At 59.4% G+C, this 24515-nt stretch carries 21 protein-coding genes and 1 pseudogene; 14 read left to right on the forward strand and 8 right to left on the reverse strand.

Annotated features, from left to right (window positions below):
* Nucleotides 1-1032 precede the first annotated feature (1032 nt).
* The 4 genes from ltrA (at nucleotide 1033) to ACIOVB_RS08150 (ending at nucleotide 4671) form a co-directional block, all read left to right on the forward strand.
* Nucleotides 1033-2730: a group II intron reverse transcriptase/maturase gene (ltrA, locus tag ACIOVB_RS08135; RefSeq protein ID WP_401266521.1), complete on the forward strand. Its 1698-nt coding sequence runs from the start codon at nucleotides 1033-1035 to the stop codon at nucleotides 2728-2730.
* A gap of 95 nt (nucleotides 2731-2825) precedes the next feature.
* Complete coding sequence (locus ACIOVB_RS08140) at nucleotides 2826-3323, forward strand: MFS transporter (protein ID WP_401266523.1); 498 nt, start codon at nucleotides 2826-2828, stop codon at nucleotides 3321-3323.
* A gap of 16 nt (nucleotides 3324-3339) precedes the next feature.
* On the forward strand, nucleotides 3340-4116 hold the full coding sequence (locus ACIOVB_RS08145) for a class II glutamine amidotransferase (protein WP_024012022.1): 777 nt from the start codon (nucleotides 3340-3342) through the stop codon (nucleotides 4114-4116).
* A 12-nt stretch (nucleotides 4117-4128) separates the two neighbouring features.
* Complete coding sequence (locus ACIOVB_RS08150) at nucleotides 4129-4671, forward strand: DUF2937 family protein (protein ID WP_305441908.1); 543 nt, start codon at nucleotides 4129-4131, stop codon at nucleotides 4669-4671.
* A 172-nt stretch (nucleotides 4672-4843) separates the two neighbouring features.
* On the opposite strand, the gene ACIOVB_RS08155 is transcribed toward ACIOVB_RS08150, so the two are convergent.
* Complete coding sequence (locus tag ACIOVB_RS08155; protein WP_401266526.1) at nucleotides 4844-5758, reverse strand: LysR family transcriptional regulator; 915 nt, start codon at nucleotides 5756-5758, stop codon at nucleotides 4844-4846.
* A gap of 158 nt (nucleotides 5759-5916) precedes the next feature.
* Between ACIOVB_RS08155 and ACIOVB_RS08160 the strand changes: the two genes are divergently transcribed.
* The 4 genes from ACIOVB_RS08160 to ACIOVB_RS08175 all read left to right on the forward strand — a co-directional run bounded on the left by ACIOVB_RS08160 (nucleotide 5917) and on the right by ACIOVB_RS08175 (nucleotide 9648).
* Nucleotides 5917-7203 (forward strand): MFS transporter, encoded by a 1287-nt coding sequence (locus ACIOVB_RS08160; protein ID WP_305441910.1) that lies wholly within the window; start codon nucleotides 5917-5919, stop codon nucleotides 7201-7203.
* A 77-nt stretch (nucleotides 7204-7280) separates the two neighbouring features.
* Entirely contained in the window at nucleotides 7281-8033 is a 753-nt protein-coding gene (locus ACIOVB_RS08165; RefSeq protein WP_401266528.1) for a 5-oxoprolinase subunit PxpA, read from the forward strand.
* Nucleotides 8030-8734 (forward strand): 5-oxoprolinase subunit PxpB, encoded by a 705-nt coding sequence (pxpB, locus tag ACIOVB_RS08170; protein WP_401266531.1) that lies wholly within the window; start codon nucleotides 8030-8032, stop codon nucleotides 8732-8734. The genes ACIOVB_RS08165 and pxpB overlap by 4 nt, the downstream gene beginning before the upstream one ends.
* The gene (locus tag ACIOVB_RS08175; protein ID WP_401266534.1) at nucleotides 8731-9648 is read left to right on the forward strand and encodes a biotin-dependent carboxyltransferase family protein; all 918 of its coding nucleotides are present in this window, start codon (nucleotides 8731-8733) and stop codon (nucleotides 9646-9648) included. Before pxpB ends, ACIOVB_RS08175 begins: the two co-directional genes overlap by 4 nt.
* An 87-nt stretch (nucleotides 9649-9735) precedes the next feature.
* On the opposite strand, the pseudogene ACIOVB_RS08180 reads toward ACIOVB_RS08175, so the two are convergent.
* From ACIOVB_RS08180 to ACIOVB_RS08190, 3 genes and pseudogenes are all read right to left on the reverse strand, one after another.
* Nucleotides 9736-10885, reverse strand: a pseudogene (locus ACIOVB_RS08180) (VWA domain-containing protein).
* Between the two features lie 12 nt (nucleotides 10886-10897).
* Nucleotides 10898-11743: an AAA family ATPase gene (locus ACIOVB_RS08185; protein WP_401266536.1), complete on the reverse strand. Its 846-nt coding sequence runs from the start codon at nucleotides 11741-11743 to the stop codon at nucleotides 10898-10900.
* Nucleotides 11744-11932: 189 nt separating this feature from the next.
* Nucleotides 11933-13009, reverse strand: a complete 1077-nt coding sequence (locus ACIOVB_RS08190) for a DUF748 domain-containing protein (RefSeq protein ID WP_401266537.1) — start codon at nucleotides 13007-13009, stop codon at nucleotides 11933-11935.
* Nucleotides 13010-13136: 127 nt separating this feature from the next.
* Between ACIOVB_RS08190 and cysK the strand changes: the two genes are divergently transcribed.
* From cysK to ACIOVB_RS08205, 3 genes are all read left to right on the forward strand, one after another.
* Nucleotides 13137-14111 (forward strand): cysteine synthase A, encoded by a 975-nt coding sequence (cysK, locus tag ACIOVB_RS08195; RefSeq protein WP_401266540.1) that lies wholly within the window; start codon nucleotides 13137-13139, stop codon nucleotides 14109-14111.
* A gap of 185 nt (nucleotides 14112-14296) precedes the next feature.
* The gene (locus ACIOVB_RS08200; RefSeq protein WP_401266542.1) at nucleotides 14297-15235 is read left to right on the forward strand and encodes an aspartyl/asparaginyl beta-hydroxylase domain-containing protein; all 939 of its coding nucleotides are present in this window, start codon (nucleotides 14297-14299) and stop codon (nucleotides 15233-15235) included.
* A 479-nt stretch (nucleotides 15236-15714) separates the two neighbouring features.
* Complete coding sequence (locus tag ACIOVB_RS08205) at nucleotides 15715-16578, forward strand: DMT family transporter (RefSeq protein WP_401266544.1); 864 nt, start codon at nucleotides 15715-15717, stop codon at nucleotides 16576-16578.
* Between the two features lie 38 nt (nucleotides 16579-16616).
* Here the strand turns inward: ACIOVB_RS08205 and ACIOVB_RS08210 are convergent, their stop codons facing one another.
* The 4 genes from ACIOVB_RS08210 to ACIOVB_RS08225 form a co-directional block, all read right to left on the reverse strand.
* Nucleotides 16617-17558: a LysR family transcriptional regulator gene (locus ACIOVB_RS08210; protein WP_095187746.1), complete on the reverse strand. Its 942-nt coding sequence runs from the start codon at nucleotides 17556-17558 to the stop codon at nucleotides 16617-16619.
* 67 nt (nucleotides 17559-17625) lie between these two features.
* On the reverse strand, nucleotides 17626-19155 hold the full coding sequence (locus ACIOVB_RS08215; RefSeq protein WP_401266546.1) for a tripartite tricarboxylate transporter permease: 1530 nt from the start codon (nucleotides 19153-19155) through the stop codon (nucleotides 17626-17628).
* Nucleotides 19152-19685 (reverse strand): tripartite tricarboxylate transporter TctB family protein, encoded by a 534-nt coding sequence (locus ACIOVB_RS08220; protein WP_401266548.1) that lies wholly within the window; start codon nucleotides 19683-19685, stop codon nucleotides 19152-19154. The genes ACIOVB_RS08215 and ACIOVB_RS08220 overlap by 4 nt, the downstream gene beginning before the upstream one ends.
* A gap of 53 nt (nucleotides 19686-19738) precedes the next feature.
* On the reverse strand, nucleotides 19739-20752 hold the full coding sequence (locus tag ACIOVB_RS08225) for a Bug family tripartite tricarboxylate transporter substrate binding protein (protein WP_401266550.1): 1014 nt from the start codon (nucleotides 20750-20752) through the stop codon (nucleotides 19739-19741).
* 378 nt (nucleotides 20753-21130) lie between these two features.
* On the opposite strand from ACIOVB_RS08225, the gene ACIOVB_RS08230 reads away from it, so the two are divergent.
* From ACIOVB_RS08230 to ACIOVB_RS08240, 3 genes are read left to right on the forward strand one after another with little or no spacing between them, the layout of a single operon-like run.
* The gene (locus tag ACIOVB_RS08230; RefSeq protein WP_401266552.1) at nucleotides 21131-22471 is read left to right on the forward strand and encodes an MFS transporter; all 1341 of its coding nucleotides are present in this window, start codon (nucleotides 21131-21133) and stop codon (nucleotides 22469-22471) included.
* Nucleotides 22464-23432, forward strand: coding sequence for an amidohydrolase family protein (locus tag ACIOVB_RS08235; RefSeq protein WP_401266555.1), 969 nt, complete (start codon nucleotides 22464-22466; stop codon nucleotides 23430-23432). The genes ACIOVB_RS08230 and ACIOVB_RS08235 overlap by 8 nt, the downstream gene beginning before the upstream one ends.
* Nucleotides 23429-24433: a 4-hydroxythreonine-4-phosphate dehydrogenase PdxA gene (locus tag ACIOVB_RS08240; protein WP_401266558.1), complete on the forward strand. Its 1005-nt coding sequence runs from the start codon at nucleotides 23429-23431 to the stop codon at nucleotides 24431-24433. Before ACIOVB_RS08235 ends, ACIOVB_RS08240 begins: the two co-directional genes overlap by 4 nt.
* Nucleotides 24434-24515: the final 82 nt, after the last annotated feature.

The following is a 24515-nucleotide window of genomic DNA, read 5'->3' on the forward strand; positions in this document are numbered from 1 at the left end:
GCATCTAGAAGGGTTCTCTCTGAAGAGAACTTGAGCTCAGGTGACAAGCCTGAGAAATACCCAGAAGTCCATATGCTTCAAGGACTTGGCCGCTGCGGCGGTTGCAAATTCCCTGGTCGGACCGCACTCTATTCGCTGACCAAAGTATCGGTACATCCCGGTTCTTGAGTGCACTTTCATCTCGTTTCATCCCAGCCCGTTTCTAGGCACAACCTTGCGGAAAATAATTCCCGCAGGGGTTATTTCCCGCCTCAGACACACGAGGCAACACTTCTTCGAGCATGCTGCATAAGCAGTTCCTGCTCTCGTCAACTCTCGGAGACATGAGCGAAAGCTCTGTCTGTCATTGTCCATCTACCTTGCTAGCAAGGTGGCAGCGGACTCGTTGTGCGACCAACGATAGCCTACGAAGACATGCGTCACTGGTAACGGTGGGGTGTGAAGCTCTTCTTACAATGTAGCCCCCATCAGGGTGCGCTTTCGCCGTGAGGTGGGAGTGTGGATGCTCGGAGCAGTACCGGGTTGAGGCGCTAGGCTGGTTGGCATGGGTAACTCATGTGAACTGCTGATAAACGTCGTAATTATAAACAAGCCAAAACTGCTATCAGGCTTGCGCCAAAAGGCATGTGGTCGGTTACCTCTGTAGAGGCTGGAGGTACGTCGTCATCAACGCCACCGGTGGAAAGGCAGACCCTAATCCAATCGTGTGACAGGCAGGGAACGTGGTAAGCCCGTATGGCTGCCTTCGGGCAGGTGAACCGCAAGGGGATCTGTTGGCTGTGCGGGTATGGGATCGCAGAGAAAGCGAACGCCGGGCTGTAATGGTTCGGATAGGGGTTGAGACATTACCTCACGGGAAACCGGGCAGACTTCTGCGTGGTCTTTCGTCGCATGAACTCTGACTGAACCTGTCTCAATGATCTTAGAGGCCAGCAGTAATGGTCTCCTATTAATCCAACCCTGACGGGAACGTCCATTCCCGTCAGGGGATGCGTACGTCTTCTGTCCGGGGAAACTTGAGAGGAAGGCAGCATGATAGAACACAGCCTAAAGGCCGTGTCTGCGCCCTCCGGCGTTCCGCAGCAGTGGCACGACATCGACTGGTGTCGTGTTCAGCGGAATGTTCGGGCAATGCAGGTACGGATTGCGAAGGCTTGTCGGGAAGGTCGATGGCGCAAGGTGAAAGCCTTGCAACGGATGCTGACCCGCTCTCGAACGGCCAGGTACTTGGCCGTACGGCGAGTTACTGAAAACCAGGGTAAGCGCACGGCGGGAGTCGACCGCGTGCTCTGGGATACACCCGACGCGAAATGGAAAGCAGCAAACGGGTTGAAGCGCCACGGATATCAGCCACGGCCCTTACGGCGTGTGTTCATTCCGAAGTCGAATGGGAAAGAACGCCCTTTGGGCATTCCGACCATGACCGACAGGGCCATGCAGGCTTTATACCTGCTGGCGCTGGCGCCCATCGCGGAAACCACCGGTGATCCGAACAGCTACGGCTTCAGGATTGAACGCTCGACGGCGGATGCGATGGGGCAGTTGTTCGTGTGCCTATCCAAGAAGGTCTCGGCCGAATGGGTATTGGAGGCGGACATCAAAGGTTGCTTCGACCATATCAACCACGACTGGCTGATCGCCAATGTCCCTACGGACAAAACGATCCTTCGGAAGTGGTTGAAAGCTGGTGTGATTCATAAAGGCCAGCTACAGGCAACGAATGCCGGTACGCCTCAGGGCGGGATTATCTCGCCCACCTTGGCAAATATGGTGCTGGATGGTCTGGAAAAACAGCTCAAGCAACATCTGGGCGTGACAAGGGCCAAGAAGCTGAAGATTAATGTGGTGCGCTATGCGGATGATTTTGTGATCACTGGTAGCTCGAAAGAGATACTGGAAAACGAGATCAAACCTTGGGTGGAGCAGTTCCTTTCAGTACGGGGACTGCAGCTTTCACCGGAGAAAACCCATGTCGTCCACATTGATGAAGGCTTCGACTTTTTGGGATGGAATTTCCGCAAGTACGACGGGAAGCTCCTGATCAAACCGAGCAAGAAAAACGTGCAAGCGTTCTATCGCAAGGTAAAGGAAGTCATCAGTACCCAAAAGACGGCGAGGCAGGAGGATCTGATCCGCCTGTTGAACCCGATGCTGCGAGGTTGGGCGTTGTATCACCAGCCCGTAGTAGCCAAGAAAGCGTACAGCCGCATGGACAATTCCATTTTCCACGTTTTGTGGCATTGGGCGAAACGGCGTCACCCGAACAAATCGCTCGATTGGATCAGGAAGAATTATTTTCTGAGTCATGAAGGAAGGAATTGGGTCTTCGCCTCCATGGTAAGGAATGAAGTTGGGAAGGAACGCTTGGTATCGCTGTATTCGATAGCGAGTACACCGATTGAGCGGCACAAGAAGGTGAGTGGGGGATATAACCCCTTTGATCCTTCCATGGAAGAAATGGGTGAGAAGCTGCGGATGGAGCGGATGCGTAAAAAGCTGAAGTACCGGAAGCAAATACTTAGCCTCTACCAGAGCCAAAAAGGAGTGTGTCCGTTATGCATGCAACCCATAACCAAGGTCAGTGGATGGCACGACCATCACATAATCCACCGCTCCCAAGGCGGTGGAGACACCTTGGATAACCGGGTACTATTGCATCCAGTTTGTCACCAACAGCTTCACAGCCGTGGATTGACAGTTAACAAGCCGGCTCCGCAAGGGGCTTTCTAAAGACTTGAGCCGTATGCGCCGAAAGGCGCACGTACGGTTCTTAGGGGGAGGCAGACCAGTAATGGTCTGTCTCTACCCGACTTGCCTGCCTTGCCATGGACACCATGACCGAGAACGACTATCTGATCGCCTGGGGCCTCTACGCCTTTGCCGCTGTAGGCTGCCTGTTGGTATGGATGCGCCTGACCACCTGGATGTGGCGCTGGCTGCGCGAGCCGCTGCGCGTGTTGATGGTGGTATTGCTCTTCAGCCCGACTATCGTTGACCCAGTGAAGGAAAAGGTCGCTCCGGCCATCGCCATTACCGCACTGGATCTGGCGTTCAAGGTCGGCAACAACGCCTGGCGCGCGGTCTCCGATCTGTTCATGTACGGCATGATCGCCTTCGGCATCTACCTGATTTTCGTGTTGATCCGCTTCCCGATCGAACGTGCCTCCAAGGCTCGCCGTGAACAGGCCGACGCCGCCAAGGCCGCAGCTCGCGCCGATGAACGCGACGATGATCAGCCGTTCGGTGGTGCCGGTGATGACCGTTATGGCCGCCCGCCGGTACCGAGCAATCCGCAGCGCATGCGGGTCGAGCCGCGTCTGTAATCCCGAGAGTCCGCACATGTGTGAATTACTGGGCATGAGTGCCAACGTGCCGACCGATATTGTGTTCAGCTTCACCGGGCTGATGCAGCGCGGCGGCCGCACCGGCCCGCACCGCGACGGCTGGGGCATCGCCTTCTATGAGGGCCGTGGCCTGCGGCTGTTTCAGGATCCGGCGGCGAGCAGCGAGTCGGAAGTCGCCAATCTGGTGCAGCGTTACCCGATCAAGAGCGAAGTGGTCATCGGCCACATCCGCCAGGCCAACGTCGGCAAGGTCTGCCTGTCCAATACCCACCCGTTCGTGCGCGAACTGTGGGGGCGCAACTGGTGCTTCGCGCACAACGGCCAGCTCGCCGATTTCACCCCGATCAAAAGTTTCTACCGCCCGGTTGGCGATACCGACAGTGAAGCGGCGTTCTGCGATTTGCTCAACCGCGTACGTGCAGCCTTTCCGGAACCGGTCGATATAGAAGTGCTGCTGCCGGATCTGGTCGCCGCGTGCGCCGAATACCGCAGCAAAGGCGTGTTCAACTGCCTGCTCAGCGATGGCGACTGGCTGTTCTGCTATTGCTCGACCAAACTGGCGCAGATCACCCGGCGCGCACCGTTCGGCCCGGCGCGGCTCAAGGATGTCGATGTGATCGTCGATTTCCAGGCCGAAACCACGCCCAACGATGTGGTGACGGTGATTGCCACCGAACCCTTGACCGAAAACGAAACCTGGACCCGCTACGAACCGGGCCAATGGAGCCTGTGGCGACGCGGCGAATGCGTAAGCCAGGGCAAGACCGAATAAGGATTGCACCCCATGTTGCTCAGTTATCTACGGCTGGTGTTGTTTGCGGCGGGCCTGTTGATCGGTGTCCAGGTGCCGGGGTTCATCAACGATTACGCTAAACGCGTCGAGGCGCATCTGATCGAGGCGCAGACTGGTCTGCGTGGGTTCCAGGGCACGGCCGAACAGTTTTTCAAGGGCGACATGCAGGCCTTGGTCGCGCATTATCGCGCCAGTGAAGACCCGGTGTTTCGCAGCGATGCCGATAGCCTGAGCACGATGCTCAATCGTCAGTTGGCCCTGGATAAACAGTTCCAGGCCATGCAGGGGCCGTGGTACATCCGCTTCCTGCAAGTGGTGCTGGCCGCCGACCCGGACATCCGCAAGGAAACCTGGAACGGCTACAGCTATCAGATCCTGCTGACTCCGGAAGCGATGATCTGGGGCATGAGCGGCGCGTTGCTGCTGTCGTTCGGCATCGAATGCCTGTTCCGTCTGATCGACTGGGTGGTACTGGGCGGCAAGCGCCTGCGCCAGAGCCGGCCGATTGAAGACCGGGATGTGCGCGGCTTGTAAATTCTGCACAACCCCCTGAAATGAGGGGGTTTTGTGGTGAGGGGATTTATCCCCGATGGGCTGCGAAGCAGCCCCAAACCCGGCAAAGCGGTGTGTCAGAAAGACTGAGTTGTTTGGTGTACGACTGCTGCGCAGCCGGTCGGGGATAAATCCCCTCACCACAAGTATGTGATCAGTTAGTAAGGGTGATGTAGTTTTCACCCACCTTCACCGCATACCCCTCCAGCACCTGCTGACACAACGTCACAATCTCCTCGACCCACTCCACACCCACCCGCCACGACACCACCACTTGCAGATTCGGTGGCCGCTGAACAATGGCGAGCAGGGTCAGTTCACCCCGCGCCAACTCCTCGGCCACCAGCACCGGCGGCAATACACCAATGCCAAAACCATCGCGCAGCAACCGGGTAATCGCCGACACCGAATTCACGCAATTCAAGCGCGGCGCCAACACCCCGTTGGCCTGCATCAGCGCCAATAGGTCCTGGTGCGGCCGGGAGTTTTTCGAGTAGGTGATGATGCGTTCCTGCGCCAGTTCGGCGAGATCGGCGTAGTCGCGGTTGTAGATCGAATGGCTGGCGACGATCCAGCCCAGCGGATGGCTGGCCAGCTCCAGACTGCGCACGCTTTCATGGCGCACCAGATCGGTTTGCAGGATCAGATCGAGAAAGCCTTTTTGCAGCTGATCGCAGAGGTTCAGCGAGGTATCGGCCACCAGCTCGATTTCCACGCGTGGATACAGGTCGGTCATCTGCGCCACCAACGGGCTCAGCCAAGTGTGAATCACCGTGTCCATCACGCCGATGCGTACACGGCCAACCTTGCTTGAGCGGGTTTCGATCGATTGCTTGAGCGCGCTCATGGTGTCGAGCATTTGCTCGGCATAGTCCAGGACTTTCAAGCCTTCGGGTGTGAGGCTGACGCCGCGCGAATCACGCAGAAACAGCTTCACCCCCAACTCGCCTTCAAGCACCGCAATGCGGCTGGAAATCGATGCCTGAGTGGTGAACAACTTGTCGGCGGTCAGGCGAAAACTCTTCAGCCGGGCGACCCAGACAAAGGTCTCGAGAAACTTCAGGTTCATGGGCAAGGCTCGGGTGACAAATTTTTCTTATGCCTAAGGCGGGTTTTTATTCGTTGGACGCAGCAGGGCGGGGCGCCCAAAAATCGGCGCATCCGGTTCCCACGATAGGCGTCGTCGGGACTACGAACAAGACCAATAAAAGCCTGCGGAGACTTGCCATGAGTGCGCCCGACACCCTCGACCTCGCCAAGACCACGGCCCGCCCCGGACCGTTCGACTGGTATCGCAACATCAACAAGCAGGAGCGTCGCACGTTCTGGAGCTGCAAGATCGGCTACGGTCTGGACGGCATGGACACCCAGATGCTCAGTTTCGTGGTGCCGACCCTGATTGCGATGTGGGGCATCACCACGGGCGAAGCCGGGCTGATTCACACCAGCACCCTGATCGCCTCGGCCATCGGCGGCTGGGTCGCAGGCATCCTGTCCGATCGCATCGGCCGTGTGCGCACTTTGCAACTGACGGTGTTGTGGTTCGCCTTCTTCACCTTCCTCTGCGGCTTCGCGCAAAACTACGAACAGTTGTTGATCGCCCGCACCCTGATGGGCTTCGGTTTCGGTGGCGAATGGACGGCTGGCGCAGTGCTGATCGGCGAAGTGATCCGGGCGAAGGATCGCGGCAAAGCGGTTGGCATGGTGCAATCCGGTTGGGCGCTGGGCTGGGGGCTGACGGCGATTCTGTATGCGCTGCTGTTCTCGATCATGCCGCCGGAAGACGCCTGGCGAGCGCTGTTCATCCTCGGCATCGTGCCGGCGATTTTCGTAATTTTCGTGCGACGTCTGGTCAAAGACCCGGAGATCTACCGCGAAGCCAAGGCTGCGCAAACCCCGGAAAATGCGGCGAAGTTCTATGAGATCTTCGCCCCCGGCATGCTCTTCACCACTTTTCGAGCCTCCTTGTTGACCACCGGCGCACTTGGCGGTTACTACGCGATCACCTCGTGGTTGCCGACCTTCCTGAAAAACGAACGGGGCTTGAGCGTGCTCGGCACCGGCGGTTACCTGGCGATGGTGATTGTCGGTTCCTATGTCGGTTACGTGATCAGTGCTTATCTGACCGACCTGTTGGGTCGCAAAAAGAACTTCATCCTGTTCGCGGTCGGCTCGTTCACCATCGTTCTGCTCTACACCCAATTGCCGGTCAGTAATGGCGTGATGCTCTGGCTGGGCTTCCCGCTGGGGTTCTTTGCCTCGGGGATTTTCAGCGGGATGGGCGCGTTTCTCACCGAGTTGTTCCCGACGCGGATTCGCGGCTCGGGCCAGGGCTTCTGCTACAACATCGGCCGGGCGCTGGCGGCGCTGTTTCCGCTGCTGATCGGCCTGCTCAGCCAGAAAGTGCCGTTGAGCGTGGGCATTGGTGCATTTGCTGCGGTGTCTTACGGCGTGGTGATTATCGCGGCGTTGAGCCTGCCGGAAACCCGTGGCAAGCAACTCGACGCGCAGTAACTGATAACCTGCGGGGGCATTGCCCAAGGGGCGATATCCTACGGATAGAAAGATAAAAAGCTACAGGAGTGTTTACCGTGAGCCGCCTGTTATTGAATTGCGACATTGGTGAGAGTTTCGGCAGCTGGACCATGGGTCTGGACGCCGAAGTCATGCCCTTCATCGACTGCGCCAACGTGGCCTGCGGCTTCCACGCCGGCGACCCGGGCATCATGCGCAAAACCGTCAGCCTGGCACTGAGCCATGGCGTGCAGATCGGCGCGCACCCGGCCTATCAGGATCTGGTCGGATTCGGTCGGCGCTCCATGGCGTATTCCGCACAGGAACTGCAAGACATCCTGCATTACCAGATCGGCGCGCTCGACGGCATCTGCCGCGCTCAAGGTGCAAGAGTCAGCTACGTCAAACCCCATGGCGCGATGTACAACGACATGATGGCCAACCCGGCGCAGTTGCGCGCGGTGATTCAGGCGGTGGCCGCTTACGATCGCACGTTGCCGTTGATGTTGATGGCCACCCGCGACAACTCGGCGGCGCAGCAACTCGGCGACGAGTACGGCGTAACCCTGTGGTTTGAAGCCTTCGCCGACCGTGCCTACGACAGCGCCGGTCGCCTGGTCTCGCGACAACTGCCGGGCGCGGTGCATCACGAACCGGAAAAAATCATCGAGCAAGCGCTGACCATTGCCCGTGGCGACAACCTCACCGCCAGCGACGGCAGCGCCTTGCACCTGCAAGCCAACACCCTTTGCGTACACGGTGACAACACCAGTTCGGTGGCCGCCGTGCAGCGTATCCGCGAGGCCTTGAATCAGCAGAGTGCGTCATGAATCCAAGGATTGAAGTCGTAGCACTGGATTGCCTGATGCTGCGTCTGTTCGATGACATCGCCGAGGCCAACATGCCATGGATGCTCGCTGCCAGTGAGCGCTTACGCGCGGTGTTCGGCGCGCAACTGATTGATCTGGTGCCGTCCTATACAACGTTGATGGTGCATTACGACTTGACCGTTTTGAGCCCGAATCAGGCTCGGGAATTGATCGCTGAGGCGTTGATTGATCTTTCGCCGAATGCACGGGCCACCGGCCAGTGCCACGTGCTGCCGGTCTGGTACGACCTGAGCGTCGGCCCCGAACTGAGCCTTTTGGCCCAACGCAGTGGATTGGCGGTAGAAGAGGTCATCCGCCGTCACAGTGCCCGGGAGTATCAGGTATTCGCTCTTGGTTTTGCCCCGGGTTTTGCCTTCATGGGGCTGGTCGAAGAAGTCTTGGCTGCGCCACGCCTGAACACCCCGCGCAAGAAAGTCGCCGCCGGCAGCGTCGGCATTGCCGAACGGCAAACCGCCGCGTATCCGGTGGTTTCCCCGGGTGGCTGGAACTTGATCGGCCGCACCCCGGCGAAACTGTTTGATCGTCATCGCGACGGCTACAGCCTGATGCAACCTGGCGACACCGTGCGCTTCGAAGCGGTGAGCCACGCCGAGTTCATCCATCTGGGTGGCGACGACACACCGCTGGAGGCACTGGCATGAGCCGACTGACGATTGAAGCAAGTACGCCGCTGTGCCTATTGCAAGACGCCGGGCGGTTTGGCGTGCGGCATTTGGGCGTGACCCAGGGCGGTGCGGCGGATTGGCGGTCGATGCGTTGGGCGAATTGGCTGCTGGGCAACGGCCTGGATCTGCCGGTGATCGAAATCACCCTCGGCGGGTTTGCCGTGGTGGCTGAAGAGGATTGCCTCTTGGCGTTGGCCGGGGCAGATCTCGACGCGCACCTTGATGACCAACCGCTGTCGCCGTGGTGCAGTTTCAAACTGCGCAAAGGGCAGACTTTGAAACTCACCCAGCCACGACTCGGTGCCCGGGCTTATCTGGCGGCGCCGGGTGGTTTTGACGCGCCGAGGGTTCTGGGCAGCAGCGCCACGGTGGTGCGCGAGGAACTCGGGGGGCTCGATGGCATGGGTCTGCCGCTGGCCAAAGGGGCGACGTTGAGCTATCAGGGTGAAACCTTTCTGGTTCGGGAAGTGCCAATGGCGCATCGCCCGGATCTTCGGCTGAATGCGCCGCTGGATCTGGTGCTCGGGGCGCAGATCGGCCAGTTCAGCGGGCAGAGTCTGTTTGATGTATTCAACAGCGCCTGGACGCTGGACAGTCGCGCTGATCGCATGGGCATTCGCTTGCTGGGCAAGCCTTTGCAATACCAGGGGCAGCCGATGATTTCCGAGGGCATTCCACTGGGCGCGGTGCAGGTTCCGCCGGACGGGCAGCCGATTGTTTTGCTCAATGATCGACAGACGATTGGTGGTTATCCGCGCTTGGGGGCGTTGACGCCGTTGGCGTTGACTCGGCTGGCGCAATGTCTGCCGGGAGCAAAGGTGAGATTGCGGCCGGTGGTGCAGGACGTTGCGCACCGGGAGCATGTCGACTATCTGCAGCTGTTTGGTTGAAGATCAAAAGATCGCAGCCTGCGGCAGCTCCTACGGAGAAATCCCCGCTCCCCTGCAAGAGCTGCCGCAGGCTGCGATCTTTTGATTTTATTTGGACAGGAATCTCATCCCTTCTTCCAGCCCACGCAAGGTCAGCGGATACATCTGATCCTCGATCAAGTCCCGCACGATGTTGGTCGATGAGGTATAGCCCCACGTATCTTTCGGGTACGGATTGATCCAGATGAGCTTCTTGTATTTCTCCATGAAGCGTTGCATCCACAGATAACCGGGCTCTTCGTTCCAGTGTTCGACGCTGCCGCCGGCCTGGGTGATTTCATAAGGCGCCATGGCGGCGTCGCCGATAAAGATCACTTTGTAGTCGGCGCCGTATTTGTGCAGCAGATCCTGAGTCGAGAAACGCTCGGAGGTGCGGCGCATGTTGTTCTTCCACACCGATTCATAAATGAAGTTGTGGAAGTAGAAATACTCCAGGTGCTTGAACTCGGTCTTGCAGGCCGAGAACAGTTCCTCGCAGATCTTCACATGCGCATCCATCGAACCGCCGATGTCGAACAGCAACAACAGCTTCACCGTGTTGCGCCGTTCCGGGCGCATCTGGATGTTCAGCAGTCCGGCATCTTTGGCGGTGTGGTCGATGGTGCCGTCGATGTCCAACTCTTCCGCCGCGCCCTGACGAGCGAATTTACGCAGGCGGCGCAGGGCAACCTTGATGTTCCGCGTGCCCAGTTCGACGGAATCGTCGAGGTTCTTGTACTCGCGCTGATCCCAGACTTTTACCGCTTTACCCTGACGCTTGCCGGCATCGCCGACCCGAATGCCTTCCGGGTTGAAGCCGCCGGAACCGAACGGACTGGTGCCGCCGGTACCGATCCATTTATTGCCGCCGGCGTGGCGTTCCTTCTGTTCTTCCAGACGCTTCTTGAACTCTTCGATCAGCTTGTCCAGACCGCCGAGGGACTGGATCTGCGCGCGTTCTTCGTCGCTCAACGAGCGTTCGAACTCCTTGCGCAGCCAGTCTTCGGGAATCAGCGCCTGAAGATGATCGTCGAGTTTTTCCAGGCCATTGAAGTAGGCGCCGAACGCACGGTCGAACTTGTCGAAATGCCGCTCGTCCTTCACCAGAATCGCCCGCGACAAGTAGTAGAACTCGTCCATGTCGGCGAAGGTCACGCAGCTCGCGCACCGACACCGGCACCTTGGCTGCGCGCATTTCATTGAACAGGTTGAGCAACATGGCATCAGCCTCTTAGCGGGTGCCGCGACGGCTCATGAACGCCAGGCGCTCAAGCAATTGCACGTCCTGTTCGTTCTTTACCAAAGCCCCTGCCAGCGGCGGAATTGCCTTGGTCGGATCGCGTTCGCGCAGCACCGCTTCGCCGATATTGTCGGCCATCAGCAGCTTCAGCCAGTCGACCAGTTCCGAGGTCGACGGCTTCTTCTTCAAACCAGGTACTTTGCGCACGTCGAAGAACACGTCCAGCGCTTCGCTGACCAGATCCTTCTTGATGTCCGGATAGTGAACATCGACGATTTTTTGCAGCGTGTTGCGGTCGGGGAAGGCGATGTAGTGGAAGAAGCAGCGGCGCAGGAAGGCGTCCGGCAGCTCTTTCTCGTTGTTGGAGGTAATGATGATGATCGGGCGCTTCTTGGCCTTGATGGTCTCGTCGATCTCGAAAACGTAGAACTCCATCTTGTCGAGTTCTTGCAGCAGGTCGTTAGGGAACTCGATGTCGGCCTTGTCGATTTCGTCGATCAGCAGGATGACCCGCTCTTCGGACTCGAAAGCCTCCCAGAGCTTGCCTTTCTTCAGGTAGTTGCGCACGTCGTGGACTTTTTCTGTGCCCAACTGCGAGTCGCGCAGACGGCTGACGGCGTCGTACTCGTACAGGCCCTGATGCGCCTTGGTGGTGGACTTGATGTGCCAGGTGATCAACCGGGCGTTGAACGATTCGGCCAGTTGCTCGGCGAGCATGGTCTTGCCGGTGCCCGGCTCGCCCTTGACCAGCAGCGGCCGCTCCAGGGTGATGGCGGCGTTGACCGCCAGCTTCAGGTCATCGGTGGCGACATAGGCCTGGGTGCCTTCGAACTTCATCTGCTAATCCTCGAACGGTAACGCCGACCTGAACGTGCAGGGCGGGGGCGAAATAATCGGATGCACCGACTATAACGCGCCCCCCGGTCGACTGTGAACGCAGACGGCTTATTCAGTCTCTGAATGGGGCGTCACATGTTGACTCGGTTTCGGCCGAGACCCTTCATCGGGAGGTGCTGGCGCAAAGCCTTAACCCTCATCCGGCTTCGGCCGCTCATACCGCGCATTGAAAGCCTGAACAAATCCATTGCGCAAAATCTGCAAAAACGCTTCGAACCCGTTGATATTTTGTTGGTGCACGTTACCGCTGAGTTGCACGCGGGTAGCGAACTGATTTTTGACCTGGTTTTTCAACACGGTTTCGGTACCGCCTACCAGTGCTTCCCAGACCGAGCGGAACAGACCTTTGTTCTTGTTTTCAACGTCTTGCTGCCAGTCGAACACATCGACATCGCGCAGCAACGGTTTGATGTAACCGGTCACTTTGGCTTTTTCGGCTTTTGCTTCAATCACCACGTCGCCATGCCCGGCGTTGAAGTCGAACTTGCCATAAGCCGAGGCGAAGTCATTCATGCGCTTTAGCTCGATGTCTTTTGCGCGAAGTCGAAACTCGAAGTCTTCGAAGTTGCTCAGCGGATCGAAGGTCGCGGTGGTTTCCAGAGGGGCGTGGCCCAACAACAAAGCTTTACCTTCGAAACGCGCATCGCGTTTGCCCTCTTTGTCGACCACGTTGGTCAAGTTATAAATGCTGGCGTCGACGTTGGTGGCGTTCATGTTGACGGGCGGTTTGGAGTTGAAATTGCGGAATGTGACGCGGCCATCGTGGATCTGGACTTCATCGAGGGTAATCGGCAGCAACTTGCCCAGTTGCTCGCGCCAGTCAGTGCCCTGACCGGTCTGGGAATTCTGCTTGTTGGCCCCACCGTCGACGAAATTCACTTCCGGTTTGATGAACTGCACCTGCGCTACCACCGCTCGCTCGTACCACAACGAGTGCCAGCTCACCGACAAGTCAATCACCGGTGCGTTGACGAACGGTACCGGCACCTTGCCGTCGACCTTTACGATCTTCAGACCGTTGATTTTGTAGGCGCCGCGCCAAAGCGCCAGATCGACATCGGTGATCTGCCCACGGTAGTCACCCATGTTCGCCATTCTGTCGTTCAGATAATCGCGCACCATGTAGGGCAGGGCGATGTGAAGTGCAATCAACAGCACGACAATCCCAGCGAAAATCCATAACGGCCAGCTATAACGACGCTTCATGGTGCCAATTCCCGAACGATGTAAACGGTTGACTGCCTGCTGCCGCAGACGTTCGACCCGACTGGACTGTAACGGGCAACAGGCATACCTTGGAGCGCTAAATTCAACGCTGCACAAGGACCCAGCCATGAGCCGTATCTTTGCTGACAACGCCCATTCCATCGGCAACACGCCGCTGGTGCAGATCAACCGTATCGCCCCGCGTGGCGTGACCATTCTGGCCAAGATCGAGGGGCGCAACCCCGGTTATTCGGTCAAGTGCCGAATCGGCGCCAACATGATCTGGGACGCCGAAAGCAGCGGCAAACTCAAGCCGGGCATGACCATCGTCGAGCCGACTTCGGGCAATACCGGCATCGGCCTGGCCTTCGTCGCCGCCGCGCGTGGCTACAAGTTGATGCTGACCATGCCCGCCTCGATGAGCATTGAGCGTCGCAAAGTACTCAAGGCGCTGGGCGCCGAACTGGTGCTGACCGAGCCGGCCAAAGGCATGAAAGGCGCGATCGAGAAGGCCGCCGAGATTGTTGCCAGTGATACAGGCAAATACTTCATGCCGGCACAGTTCGATAACCCGGCCAACCCGGCCATCCACGAAAAAACCACCGGCCCGGAAATCTGGAATGACACCGACGGTGCCGTGGATGTGCTGGTGGCTGGCGTCGGCACCGGCGGAACCATCACCGGCGTTTCGCGGTATATCAAGAATACTCAGGGTAAACCGATTATTTCGGTGGCCGTGGAGCCTGCCTCGTCGCCAGTGATTACTCAGGCACGGGCTGGCGAAGAGATCAAGCCGAGCCCGCACAAGATTCAAGGCATTGGTGCCGGTTTCGTGCCGAAAAACCTTGATATGTCGATGGTCGACCGGGTCGAGCAGGTCACCGACGAAGAGTCCAAGGCCATGGCCCTGCGCCTGATGCAGGAAGAAGGGATTTTGTGCGGTATTTCCTGCGGTGCGGCAATGGCGGTGGCGGTGCGTCTGGCTGAGACACCTGAGATGCAGGGCAAGACCATCGTGGTGATTCTGCCGGACTCCGGTGAGCGTTATCTGTCGAGCATGCTATTCAGCGATCTGTTCACCGAGCAGGAGAACCAGCAGTAATCGAGTTGATTCAGGTCAGCCCGGGTTCAGGATGCTTATGTTAATAAATGCTTTGTTGCGCAATTCTTAACACTGAATCTTGGGTTGAACGGGTTTTGCCCCGGGCCAGGAGTGTTTATCATGGCCGGCTGCCATGCCGGGTAAAGGGCGTTGCGCAGTGTTGTTTTTATTCCAAGGAGTTGTTGATGACCTTTTCGTTTGCCGCCAAGGCTTCGGTATTGCTGCTGTTTCTGGGCAGCACGCTCTATGTGCATTTGCGCGGCAAGGCGCGTTTGCCGGTATTGCGTCAGTTCGTCAACCACTCGGCGCTGTTCGCCCCCTACAACGCCTTGATGTACCTGTTCTCCGCTGTACCGTCCAAGCCGTATCTGGATCGCAGCAAATTCCCGGAACTGGATGTGCTGCGCGATAACTGGGAAGTCATTCGCGACGAAGCGATGCACCTGTTCGACGAGGGTTACATCCGCGCCGCCGAGAAGAACAACGACGCCGGTTTCGGCTCGTTCTTCAAGAAGGGCTGGAAGCGTTTCTACCTCAAGTGGTACGACAAACCTCTGCCATCGGCCGAAACCCTGTGCCCGAAAACCGTGGCACTGGTCAGTACCATTCCGAACGTTAAAGGCGCGATGTTTGCGCTGCTGCCGGGCGGCAGTCACCTCAATCCGCACCGCGATCCGTTTGCCGGTTCCCTGCGTTATCACCTCGGCCTGTCGACACCGAACTCCGATGACTGCCGGATCTTCGTCGATGGTCAGGTCTACGCCTGGCGCGACGGTGAAGACGTGATGTTCGACGAGACCTACGTGCACTGGGTCAAGAACGAAACCGACAAGACGCGCGTCATCCTGTTCTGCGACATCGAACGTCCGCTGAGCAACCGGCTGATGACCCGAATCAACCGCTTCATCAGCGGCTGGCTCGGCCGGGCAACCGCACCACAGAACCTTGATGACGAACGCGTCGGTGGCATCAACCAGGCTTACGCCTGGAGCAAGAACTTCAGTGACAAGTTCAGCGGTGCGGTCAAACAGTGGAAACGCCGTAATCCGAAAGCCTACCGTGTGCTGCGGCCGGTGTTGGCGGTGGTGGTCTTGACGTTGCTCGGGTATTGGCTGTTTGGTTGAGACCGAACCGGAAATGAAAAACCGCTTCTTGTGAGCGGTTTTTTATTGCCTGCGATTCAGCGCCGTCCAGCGAGAACGTTGGGTTCATCCACGTCAATGCCATCGACCAGAACTTGCAGAAATCCCAAGCCATTGCAATCTGTGTCCCACGCTGGTTATAGTCGCCGCTCGTGAATCAGGTGATTCACGTTCCAAACCCTTCAAAAAAGATCTGCCCCAATGCCTGTATCCCTCATCAACGCGGTAGTCGATTCAGCGGTCAACGCTGGCGTCGTGCCGTGCGGGAATCAGCAGCCCGGGCAGATCAGTCATTACCCCCCACCTGTCAGTAGCACGCCGGTGTGCGCAGTCGTATCACCGCCGGGCGTTGGCGTATCGGGCTGATCGGCATTTTCTGCTGACCCCCTTGCCCGCCTGAAAAACCTACTGAATTTCAGCTTCGGCTGAGTTGGCTATTGGCCTGACTACAGGTGGTATTCATGTTTGTCCTTTCGAAAAAATCCGCGCTCGCGGCGACGTCCACGAGCCTGTTCGTTCTGCTGTGGAGCAGCGGGGCGATCTTCTCCAAATGGGGCCTGGCCCACGCGTCACCGTTTGCCTTTTTGCTGATTCGCTTTGCCATCGCCCTGTGCGGCCTGGTGCTGCTGATTCCTTTACTCAAATTGAAACTGCCCAAGGGCGGCAGGCCGATGCTGTTTGCGATTGCCACGGGTGTGGTGCTGTTGGGGGCTTATCAGATTTTCTATCTGCTGGCCCTCAACACCAAAGTTACGCCGGGGGTGATGGCGACCATCATGGGCGTGCAACCGATTCTCACGGTGGTGTTGATGGAGCGGCAGCGCTCGGCCAGCCGGATGTTTGGGCTGGCGCTGGGGTTGGCCGGTCTGATCATGGTGGTGTATCAGGGGATCGGTCTGGCCGGGATCTCGTGGGCGGGGATGCTGTTCGGTCTGCTGGCGCTGGCGAGCATGACGCTCGGTTCGATCATGCAGAAGCGCATCACCGACAATCCCCTCGGCACGCTGCCGGTGCAGTATCTGGCCGGACTGTTGTTGTGCGGGATCTTCGTGCCGTTCCAGCCATTTCACTTCGAGCACAGTGTGGGCTTCATCGTGCCGGTGTTGTGGATGGGCCTGGTGGTGTCAGTGCTGGCGACGCTGTTGCTGTATCGCCTGATCGCGCGGGGCAATCTGGTGAATGTCACCAGCCTGTTTTATCTGGTGCCGGCGGTGACTGCAGTGATGGACTATCTGTTTTTCGGCAACAGACTGGCGACGTTGAGCATGTTAGGCATGCTGTTGATCGTCATCGGTCTGGCGTTCGTCTTCCGTAAAACAGCGTAAACCGCAAAAGGCCCGGAGCCTGTCTCCGGGCCTTTTTTTCATTTGCTCAATGCATGTTCGGCCCGCACCGAGTTCATGAACGCCTGCATCGCCGACGATTGAATCCGGTGGCGTCGGGTAATCAGACCGAACGGTGGCAGTCGCGCTTCGAACTTGATCGGCAGCACCGCCAGCAGATCGCGGCCGGGGTAGTCCTCGACCACCGACACCGGTGTTACGCCGAGCATATCGGTCTGCTGGATCAATGACAGCAAGGTCATTATCGAGGTGGTTTCGACGATGCTGCTGGGGATGTCGACCCGGGCGTTGTGGAACACCTGATTGATGATCGCGCGCATCGGACTCGGTTGCTGTTGCAGCACCCAGGTCATGTTTTGCAATTCTGCCCAGCTGAGGTTTTTCTCTTTCGCCAGCGGGTTCTGCGCGCCGGCAATCACGCACAAGGCTTCTTCGCCGAGACTGTCGAAGAGCAACTCTTCGGCCCGCGCTCCGGCGGGTATTCGCCCCAGCACGATGTCCAGTTGATCCTGCAACAGCGCCTGCACCAACACGTCGCTGGTGTCGACTTGAATGCTCATTGATAACCGTGGATGGCTTTGCTTCAAGGTCGCGATAGTTCGCGTCAGCAACCCCGAGGCCAGCGCCGGAATGGCCCCGACCGCGACCCTTCCGAGATTGCCCGATTCCAGCGCCACCAACTCTTCGCGCATGCCACTGAGTTCGGCGAAGACCATGCGCGCGTAATAGATCACCGTCTCGCCGAAGGGCGTCGAGCGCATGCCCCGGGGCAGGCGCTCGAACAGTTCGACGCCGAGCAAATCCTCGGCCTCGTGCAGCATCTTGGTCGCCGCCGGTTGAGTCATGCCGATGTGGTCGGCGGCGCGGCGCAGCGAGCCGAATTCCTGTAACGCCAGCATCAGCCGCAATTGGCGCAGACGCAGGCGGCTGTGGATCACGTTGGCATCAGGAATTCGGGTCATGGGCCGTGCTCGCGAAAAAGACAGGAGGCCAGCCTGACAACAAATGTCAGGCAGTGCCAGTCCTGTGTCACAGCACCGATTTTGGCTTGGCCGCAGGGGGCTTGCGCAAACCGACCATGACTTGCAGCGCCTTGGAGATCAGTGGCCAGAACAACATCAGCAACGCCGCCGTGGTCAGGCTGCCCACCAACGGGTTGGACCAGAAGATGCCCAAGTGCCCGTCGGAGAACAGCATCGACTGGCGGAACGCGTCTTCGGCCTTGTCACCCAGCACGGCGGCGAGCACCAGCGGCGCGATCGGGTAGCCGAGTTTCTTGAACAGATAACCCAGCGCGCCGAAGCCGAGCATCAGCACCACGTCGACGAACGAGTTGTGTACCGAGTAGGCACCGATGGCGCAGACCATGATGATGATCGGCGCGATGATCGAGAAAGGAATGCGCAGGATCGAGGCGAACAACGGCACGGTGGCCAGCACGACGATCAGACTCACGACGTTGCCCAGGTACATGCTGGCGATCAGGCCCCAGACAAAATCGTGCTGCTCGACGAACAGGGTAGGGCCGGGGTGCAGGCCCCAGATCATCAAGCCGCCGAGCATTACCGCTGCGGTGGCCGAACCGGGAATGCCCAGGGTCAACATCGGCAGCAGGGCGCTGGTACCGGCGGAGTGGTCGGCGGTTTCCGGAGCGATCACGCCTTCCAGTTCACCCTTGCCGAAGTTGTCGCGGTTCTTCGAGAAGCGCCGCGCCAGGCTGTAGCTCATGAACGACGCCGCCGTCGGCCCGCCCGGGGTGATGCCCATCCAGCAACCGACCAACGTGCTACGCACAATGGTCAGCCAGTAACGCGGCAGTTTCGCCCAGGTGCGCAGGATCACCATCGGCGTGATGCGCGCATGTTCACCGCGAAACACCAGGCCTTCTTCCACTGTGCAGAGGATTTCACCGATGCCGAACAGACCGATCACCGCCACTTCGAAACTGATCCCTGTCATCAACGCGGGCTGATCGAAGGTCAGGCGCAGGTTGCCGGACACGGTATCCATGCCCACCGCCGCCATGGCGAAACCGATCATCATCGCCACCACGGTTTTCAGCGGTGGGTTCTTGCTCATGCCAATGAACGTGCAGAAGGCCAACAGGTACACCGCAAAGAATTCCGGTGAGCTGAAGGACATGGCGAACGCGGCGATCTTGGTCGACAGGAACGTCAGCAACAACACGCCGGCCAGTGCGCCAATCAGCGCCGAACTGAACGCGGCGGTGAGGGCTTCGGCGGCGCGGCCTTCACGGGCCATCGGGTAGCCGTCGAAGGTGGTCGCCACCGATGACGGCTCACCGGGGATGTTGAACAGAATCGAGGTGATCGACCCGCCGAACAACGCCCCCCAATACATGCACGACAACAGGATAATCGCCGACACCGGCGACATGGTGAAGGTCAGAGGCAGCAGCAACGCCACGCCGTTGGGGGCGCCGAGGCCGGGCAACACACCGACCAGAATGCCCAGCAGCACGCCGATCACCATCAGGCCGATGTGGCCCGGGGTCATGATCAGGTTCATGCCTTGCATCAGGGAATCGAATTCGCTCATTTGAAGTTTCTCCCGGCGAGGGCAATCCAGTCGCCCATCGGGCCGGCATCCAGCGGCACCTTGAACCACAGCGCGAAGATCAGGTAACTGGCGAGCACCGCGCCGAGCGAGACGCTGCCGATCATCCATTTGCCGTAGGGTTTTACGCGTACTTTGTCGCGCCACATGAACCAGGCAATGAACGCCGCCGAGGCCACATAGATGCCGGTGAAGGGCATGGCCGCGACGAACAGGGCAATCGGCAGGAACACCGAGAACACTTGCCGAAAAGCGCTGCGGCTGACGAACGCAATGCTCATGGCCTGCCAGCGCACCACGGTCAGAATGCCGTTGGCCACGCTCGCGCCACTGAGCATCAGGCCGATGTAGAAGGGGAAGTAACCCGGCTCAGGCCCGGCGTCACCCCAGCCGATGCCTTGTTCAAGGCTGCCGTACATCACCACCGCGCCGATCAGCGTGGTGAACAGGGTCAGGCCGAGTTCGACCCAACGGGTGCTGACCAGCGCCGGTGAATCCGAAGAATGGGACATGAAACACCTCCAGCAGGTGACGGCCGCGCATCATCGTGCGGCCGTGGACGACCTCAGTTTTTCAGCCAGCCGGCTTCCTTGAACACCGGCGTGACACGGGCGGTGTCGTGCTCGATGTACGCGGTCAGCGGCTCGCCTTCGAGGAAGGTCGGTACCAGCGCGTTCTGTTTCACGTAGGCCTGAAACTCGGGAGTTTGGGTCACTTTGCGCATCAGCTCGACATAGAACGCGCGCTGTTCGGCGGTGACATCGCCCGGCATGAACACGGTGCGCGGAAAGCGATATTGATCGATGCCCAGGCCTTGTTCGTGGCAGGTCGGTACATCCGCCCAGGATTTGTCGCCAGCCACTTTTTCGGTGTAGGCCATGCGCTCTTTACTGAACACGCACAGCGGCTCGATCTGATCGCCACGCCATTGGCTGATGCTTTCGCTGGGATTGTTGAGGTTGGCGGCGATGTGCTTGCCGGCCAGTTGCGTGGCGGCTTCGCTGCCACTCTTGAACGGGATGTACACCAGTTTGCTGTTGTTGGTCTGGTTGAGCAGCAGGGTCAGGGTCTGGTCGACGTCCTTGGACTGGCTGCCGCCCATGCGCAGTTTCGACGGGTCGGTTTTCACCGCCTCATAGAAGCCCTTGGCGTCTTTCCAGGGTGCGTCCTTGTAGCTCCAGAGAATGAAGTCATCCTCGGCAACGGCGGCCACCGGGGTCAGTTCCTGCCATTGGTAACCGAGCTTGGACACCAGCGGCAGCAGGTAGATGTTGTTGGTGCCGATCACCAGTTTTTCCGGATCGCCCTTGTTCATCTTCAGGTCAAGGAACGCTTCGGCGCCGTTGCCGCCGCCCTTGTTGAGGACGATGGTGTTGACCTCAAGGAACTTGTGGGTGGTGATGATCGACTGGATCAGACGACCGAGCTGGTCGGTGCCGCCACCGGGGCCGCCGGCGACGACGATCTCGACGTTCTTGTCCGGTTGCCAGGCGTGGGCGAGGGAGGGGAGGACACCGGCCGCGAGCAGGGTACAACCCAGCAGCAGACGGGAGGTGCGACGGACGAATGCAGTACGCATGGGAGGCCTCATTCTTGTAGTTGTTATGAGTGACTTGTCTGCGCTCGAAAGCCGCAAGCCTGGCCTGAGTGTGGGAAGGTATGACGGCGGCGTCTACTCAAAACAAAACATACACCGATAGCCTGGGGTTATCGCTCGGGCGCCAATCAATTACCCAAACGTGGGGCAGACTTTGCCGTAGAGCGTTTCAGGCGCACATTCATCGTCATGGCTGGCGATGTAAGCGTGATGAAAGATCGGCATGGCATAACCCGAGGCTATCGCCTGATTTCAAGTTTTGATTAGACGGTTATCGCCGGGCCTTCGATAGTGCCCTCCGGATGCCGCGAAACAGCGGCGTGGCGACACCCACAAAAATAATAAAACGAGGTACGCACCATGGCTCGTCCCAGTGCTTCCCTGCACCTGCCTGTCGCAGGCGCCCTCCCGACGGCAGCGGCGGCTGCGCTGACCGCCAGTACCACGGCCAGCAACGTGCGCTGGCGGATCTTTGCAATTGTCTTCGCCCTGACCATGGTCAACCTGATCGACCGCGTGTCGCTGTCGATTGCGATGCCGACCATCGCTACCGAATTTTCCCTGTCACCGAGCCTGCAAGGCTTGATCCTCAGCAGTTTCTTTTGGGCCTATGCGCTGTTGCAGATCCCCGGCGGCTGGCTGATCGACCGTTACGGGCCGCGCCGGGTCATCACTTGGTCGACCGGTTTGTGGGGCACCTTTCAGGTGTTGGCGGCATTCGCCACCGGCGGCCTGTCGCTGCTGTTCGCCCGAGTCGCTTTGGGCGCGGCGGAAGCGCCACTGTTTCCGTCCGGCGGCAAACTGATTTCCCTGTGGCTGGCCCCCGGCGAGCGCAGTCGCGGCGCGGTGTTGATGGACAGCGGCAGCCCGTTGGGCGTGGCGTTGGGCGGTTTGATCATCGCTTACCTGATTGCCTCGCTGAACTCCTGGCGCCTGGCGTTTGTGATTGCCGGTATCGCCACTTTGGTGTTGGCGTGGCTGGCCTGGCGTTATCTGCGCGACGATCCAGCCTGCCACCCGCAAGTGAATGCGGCGGAGCTGGAAAAGATCAACGCCGGCCGCGCCACGCCTGCCGCCGAGGCAGCGCGGGCACCGGTCAAGGGTCTGGGCATTGCCGCACGTTCACTCAGTGGTTTGCTGATCGGCCGGGCCAGTTGGGCGATGGTTTATTTCGGCCTGCTGACCTGGGGGCCGACCTATCTGTCCCAGGCGCGTGGCTTCGATATCAAGGGCATTGGTTTCGCCACGTTTGTGATCTTTGTCTGCGGCGCGCTCGGCTCGCTCACCGGTGGTTTTCTCTGCGACGGGCTGATTCGCAAAGGCGTCAGCCGTGGTGTGGCGGTCAAGAGTCTGTTGGCTTTTTCCGGTCTGGTGGCGTTGGGCGCGTTCCTGCTGCTGCCGACCTTGAGCAACCCTTTTGCGGCCGTGGCGCTGTTGGCCATGACCGCGTTTTTCCTGATGTGGGGCAGCCTCTACTGGAGCTTCCCGGCGCTGCTCGCGGCACCGGCGCGGGTCGGCCTGATCGGCGGAGTGATGAACATGGCCGGCAGCGTCGGCGGGATTACCGTGCCGATTCTGGTCGGCGTAATCCTGCAGATGGCCGGCGGTTTCGCTCCGGTACTCGGTTTCTTCGCGGCGTGTTCGGCGGTGTTTGTGCTGGCCACGCTGTTCATTGCACTGGACGAGGTGCGCCATGACTGAGCAGAACCGCCCACTGTGGGATGGCCCGATCATCGACGCCCATCATCATTTCTGGGACCCGGCGATCAACGATCACCCGTGGCTCGCGCCCGAGGCCAACATCCCGTTTCGCTATGGTGATTACAGCGCGATCAAGCGCCGCTATTTTCCCGAGGATTACTTCGCCGACGCGGCACAGCATCAAGTGGTGCAAACCGTCTACATCGAGACCGAATGGAACCCGCAGGACCCGATCGGCGAGACCCGCTTCATCGAACAACTGGCCGCCCGTTATGGCGTGCCGAATGCGGTGGTGGCCCAAGCCTGGCTTGATCATCCGGACGCCATTGATGTGCTTACCGAACAGGCGCGCTTCAAGCATGTGCGCAGCGTGCGGCACAAACCCGGCGGGCCGACATCACCCACGCAAGTCGGGCGTTCGCGCAGCCTGATGAGCGACGAGCATTGGCGCCGCAGTTACGCCGCGCTGCAAGGTTTGGGGCTGCACTTCGATTTGCAGACACCGTGGTGGAACCTGCCGGAAGCCGAGCGACTGGCCCGGGATTTTCCCGACACCACGCTGATTCTCAACCACGCCGGCCTGCCCAGCGACCGCAGCGCCGAAGGTTTGGCCGGTTGGCGCACAGCCATGGCGCGACTGGCCGAGTACCCGAACGTGCAGGTGAAGATTTCCGGTCTCGGTCAGGCCGGTCGTTCATGGCGGGCCATCGATAACGCGTGGATCGTGCGCGAGATCATCGCCATGTTCGGCAGCGCGCGGGCGATGTTTGCCAGCAACTTCCCGGTCGACAGCCTGTGCGGCTCGTTCGACAGCATTTACAGCGGTTTCAAACACATCGTCGCCGATCTGCCGCAGGCCGATCAGCAATGTCTGTTCTACAGCAACGCGCAGCGGGTTTACCGCTGCGAACCTGGTGTCCTTGAGCGGGCCGGGTCTGAGCCTTTGAGGAGTCAAGCATGAACAAAACCACGATCGCCATGGTACTCGGTGACCCGGCGGGCATTGGCCCGGAACTGATTGCGCGGCTGCTCGGCGAGCCGGCCGTGCGCAGTCAGGCTCAGGTGATTCTGATTGCCGATGAAGCCGAGATGCAGCGCGGCATGCGCATCGCTGGCGTCGAGTTTCCCTATCGCCGGATCGAGTCGCTGGAGCAACTGGATTTTGCCGATGACACGCCACTGTTCTACAACGTGCGCGGCGATACCGTGGGCGAGTTTCCCCGCAGCGAAGCCAGTGCAATCGGCGGCCGCTACAGCCTCGATACGCTGGAAATCGCCCTGCGTCTGACCCAGGCTGGCACCACCGATGCGGTGCTGTTCGGGCCGTTGAACAAAACCTCGCTGCACATGGCCGGCATGGCCCACAGCGACGAGCTGCACTGGTTCGCCGAGTTGCTGGATTTCCATGGTCCGTTCTGCGAATTCAACGTGCTCGACAACCTGTGGACGTCACGGGTGACGTCACACGTGGCGCTGGCCGATGTGCCGGGGCTGCTCAGTCAGGAGCGGGTAGGCGAGGCGATCCGCCTGATCGACACCGCGCTCAAACGCAACGGTCTGGAGAAACCGCGCATCGGCGTGTGTGGCCTCAACCCGCACAACGGCGACAACGGCTCGTTCGGTCGTGAAGAACTCGACATCATCGGCCCGGCAGTACGTACGGCACAGGCCGAGGGCATTGCGGCGGAAGGGCCTTATCCGGGCGACACGATTTTCCTTAAGGTGCAGGGCGATGCCAGCGCATTTGATGCGGTCGTCACCATGTATCACGACCAGGGCCAGATCGCGATCAAGCTGATGGGCTTCTCCCGTGGGGTGACGGTGCAGGGCGGTCTTCCGATCCCGATCACCACCCCGGCCCATGGCACCGCGTTTGATATTGCGGGGCAGGGCAAGGCCAACGTCGGCGCGATTCGCCAGGCGTTCGAAATTGCCTGCCGGATGGGTGCCAACAGCTACTGACAAAATTTCCAACACAACACAAAACCCTGTGGGAGCGAGCTTGCTCGCGAAAGCGGTGTGTCAGACGGCATTGATGTCGACT

The organism is Pseudomonas sp. NPDC087639 (assembly GCF_044743385.1).
Taxonomy (GTDB): Bacteria; Pseudomonadota; Gammaproteobacteria; order Pseudomonadales; family Pseudomonadaceae; genus Aquipseudomonas.

Bases quoted from the DNA above. Each gene is read 5' to 3' on its own strand.
- ltrA (WP_401266521.1), top strand. From the start codon at position 1,033: ATGATAGAACACAGCCTAAAGGCCGTGTCTGCGCCCTCCGGCGTTCCG.
- ACIOVB_RS08140 (WP_401266523.1), top strand. From the start codon at position 2,826: ATGGACACCATGACCGAGAACGACTATCTGATCGCCTGGGGCCTCTAC.
- ACIOVB_RS08145 (WP_024012022.1), top strand. From the start codon at position 3,340: ATGTGTGAATTACTGGGCATGAGTGCCAACGTGCCGACCGATATTGTG.
- ACIOVB_RS08150 (WP_305441908.1), top strand. From the start codon at position 4,129: ATGTTGCTCAGTTATCTACGGCTGGTGTTGTTTGCGGCGGGCCTGTTG.
- ACIOVB_RS08155 (WP_401266526.1), bottom strand. From the start codon at position 5,758: ATGAACCTGAAGTTTCTCGAGACCTTTGTCTGGGTCGCCCGGCTGAAG.
- ACIOVB_RS08160 (WP_305441910.1), top strand. From the start codon at position 5,917: ATGAGTGCGCCCGACACCCTCGACCTCGCCAAGACCACGGCCCGCCCC.
- pxpB (WP_401266531.1), top strand. From the start codon at position 8,030: ATGAATCCAAGGATTGAAGTCGTAGCACTGGATTGCCTGATGCTGCGT.
- ACIOVB_RS08175 (WP_401266534.1), top strand. From the start codon at position 8,731: ATGAGCCGACTGACGATTGAAGCAAGTACGCCGCTGTGCCTATTGCAA.
- ACIOVB_RS08185 (WP_401266536.1), bottom strand. From the start codon at position 11,743: ATGAAGTTCGAAGGCACCCAGGCCTATGTCGCCACCGATGACCTGAAG.
- ACIOVB_RS08190 (WP_401266537.1), bottom strand. From the start codon at position 13,009: ATGAAGCGTCGTTATAGCTGGCCGTTATGGATTTTCGCTGGGATTGTC.
- cysK (WP_401266540.1), top strand. From the start codon at position 13,137: ATGAGCCGTATCTTTGCTGACAACGCCCATTCCATCGGCAACACGCCG.
- ACIOVB_RS08200 (WP_401266542.1), top strand. From the start codon at position 14,297: ATGACCTTTTCGTTTGCCGCCAAGGCTTCGGTATTGCTGCTGTTTCTG.
- ACIOVB_RS08205 (WP_401266544.1), top strand. From the start codon at position 15,715: ATGTTTGTCCTTTCGAAAAAATCCGCGCTCGCGGCGACGTCCACGAGC.
- ACIOVB_RS08210 (WP_095187746.1), bottom strand. From the start codon at position 17,558: ATGACCCGAATTCCTGATGCCAACGTGATCCACAGCCGCCTGCGTCTG.
- ACIOVB_RS08215 (WP_401266546.1), bottom strand. From the start codon at position 19,155: ATGAGCGAATTCGATTCCCTGATGCAAGGCATGAACCTGATCATGACC.
- ACIOVB_RS08220 (WP_401266548.1), bottom strand. From the start codon at position 19,685: ATGTCCCATTCTTCGGATTCACCGGCGCTGGTCAGCACCCGTTGGGTC.
- ACIOVB_RS08225 (WP_401266550.1), bottom strand. From the start codon at position 20,752: ATGCGTACTGCATTCGTCCGTCGCACCTCCCGTCTGCTGCTGGGTTGT.
- ACIOVB_RS08230 (WP_401266552.1), top strand. From the start codon at position 21,131: ATGGCTCGTCCCAGTGCTTCCCTGCACCTGCCTGTCGCAGGCGCCCTC.
- ACIOVB_RS08235 (WP_401266555.1), top strand. From the start codon at position 22,464: ATGACTGAGCAGAACCGCCCACTGTGGGATGGCCCGATCATCGACGCC.
- ACIOVB_RS08240 (WP_401266558.1), top strand. From the start codon at position 23,429: ATGAACAAAACCACGATCGCCATGGTACTCGGTGACCCGGCGGGCATT.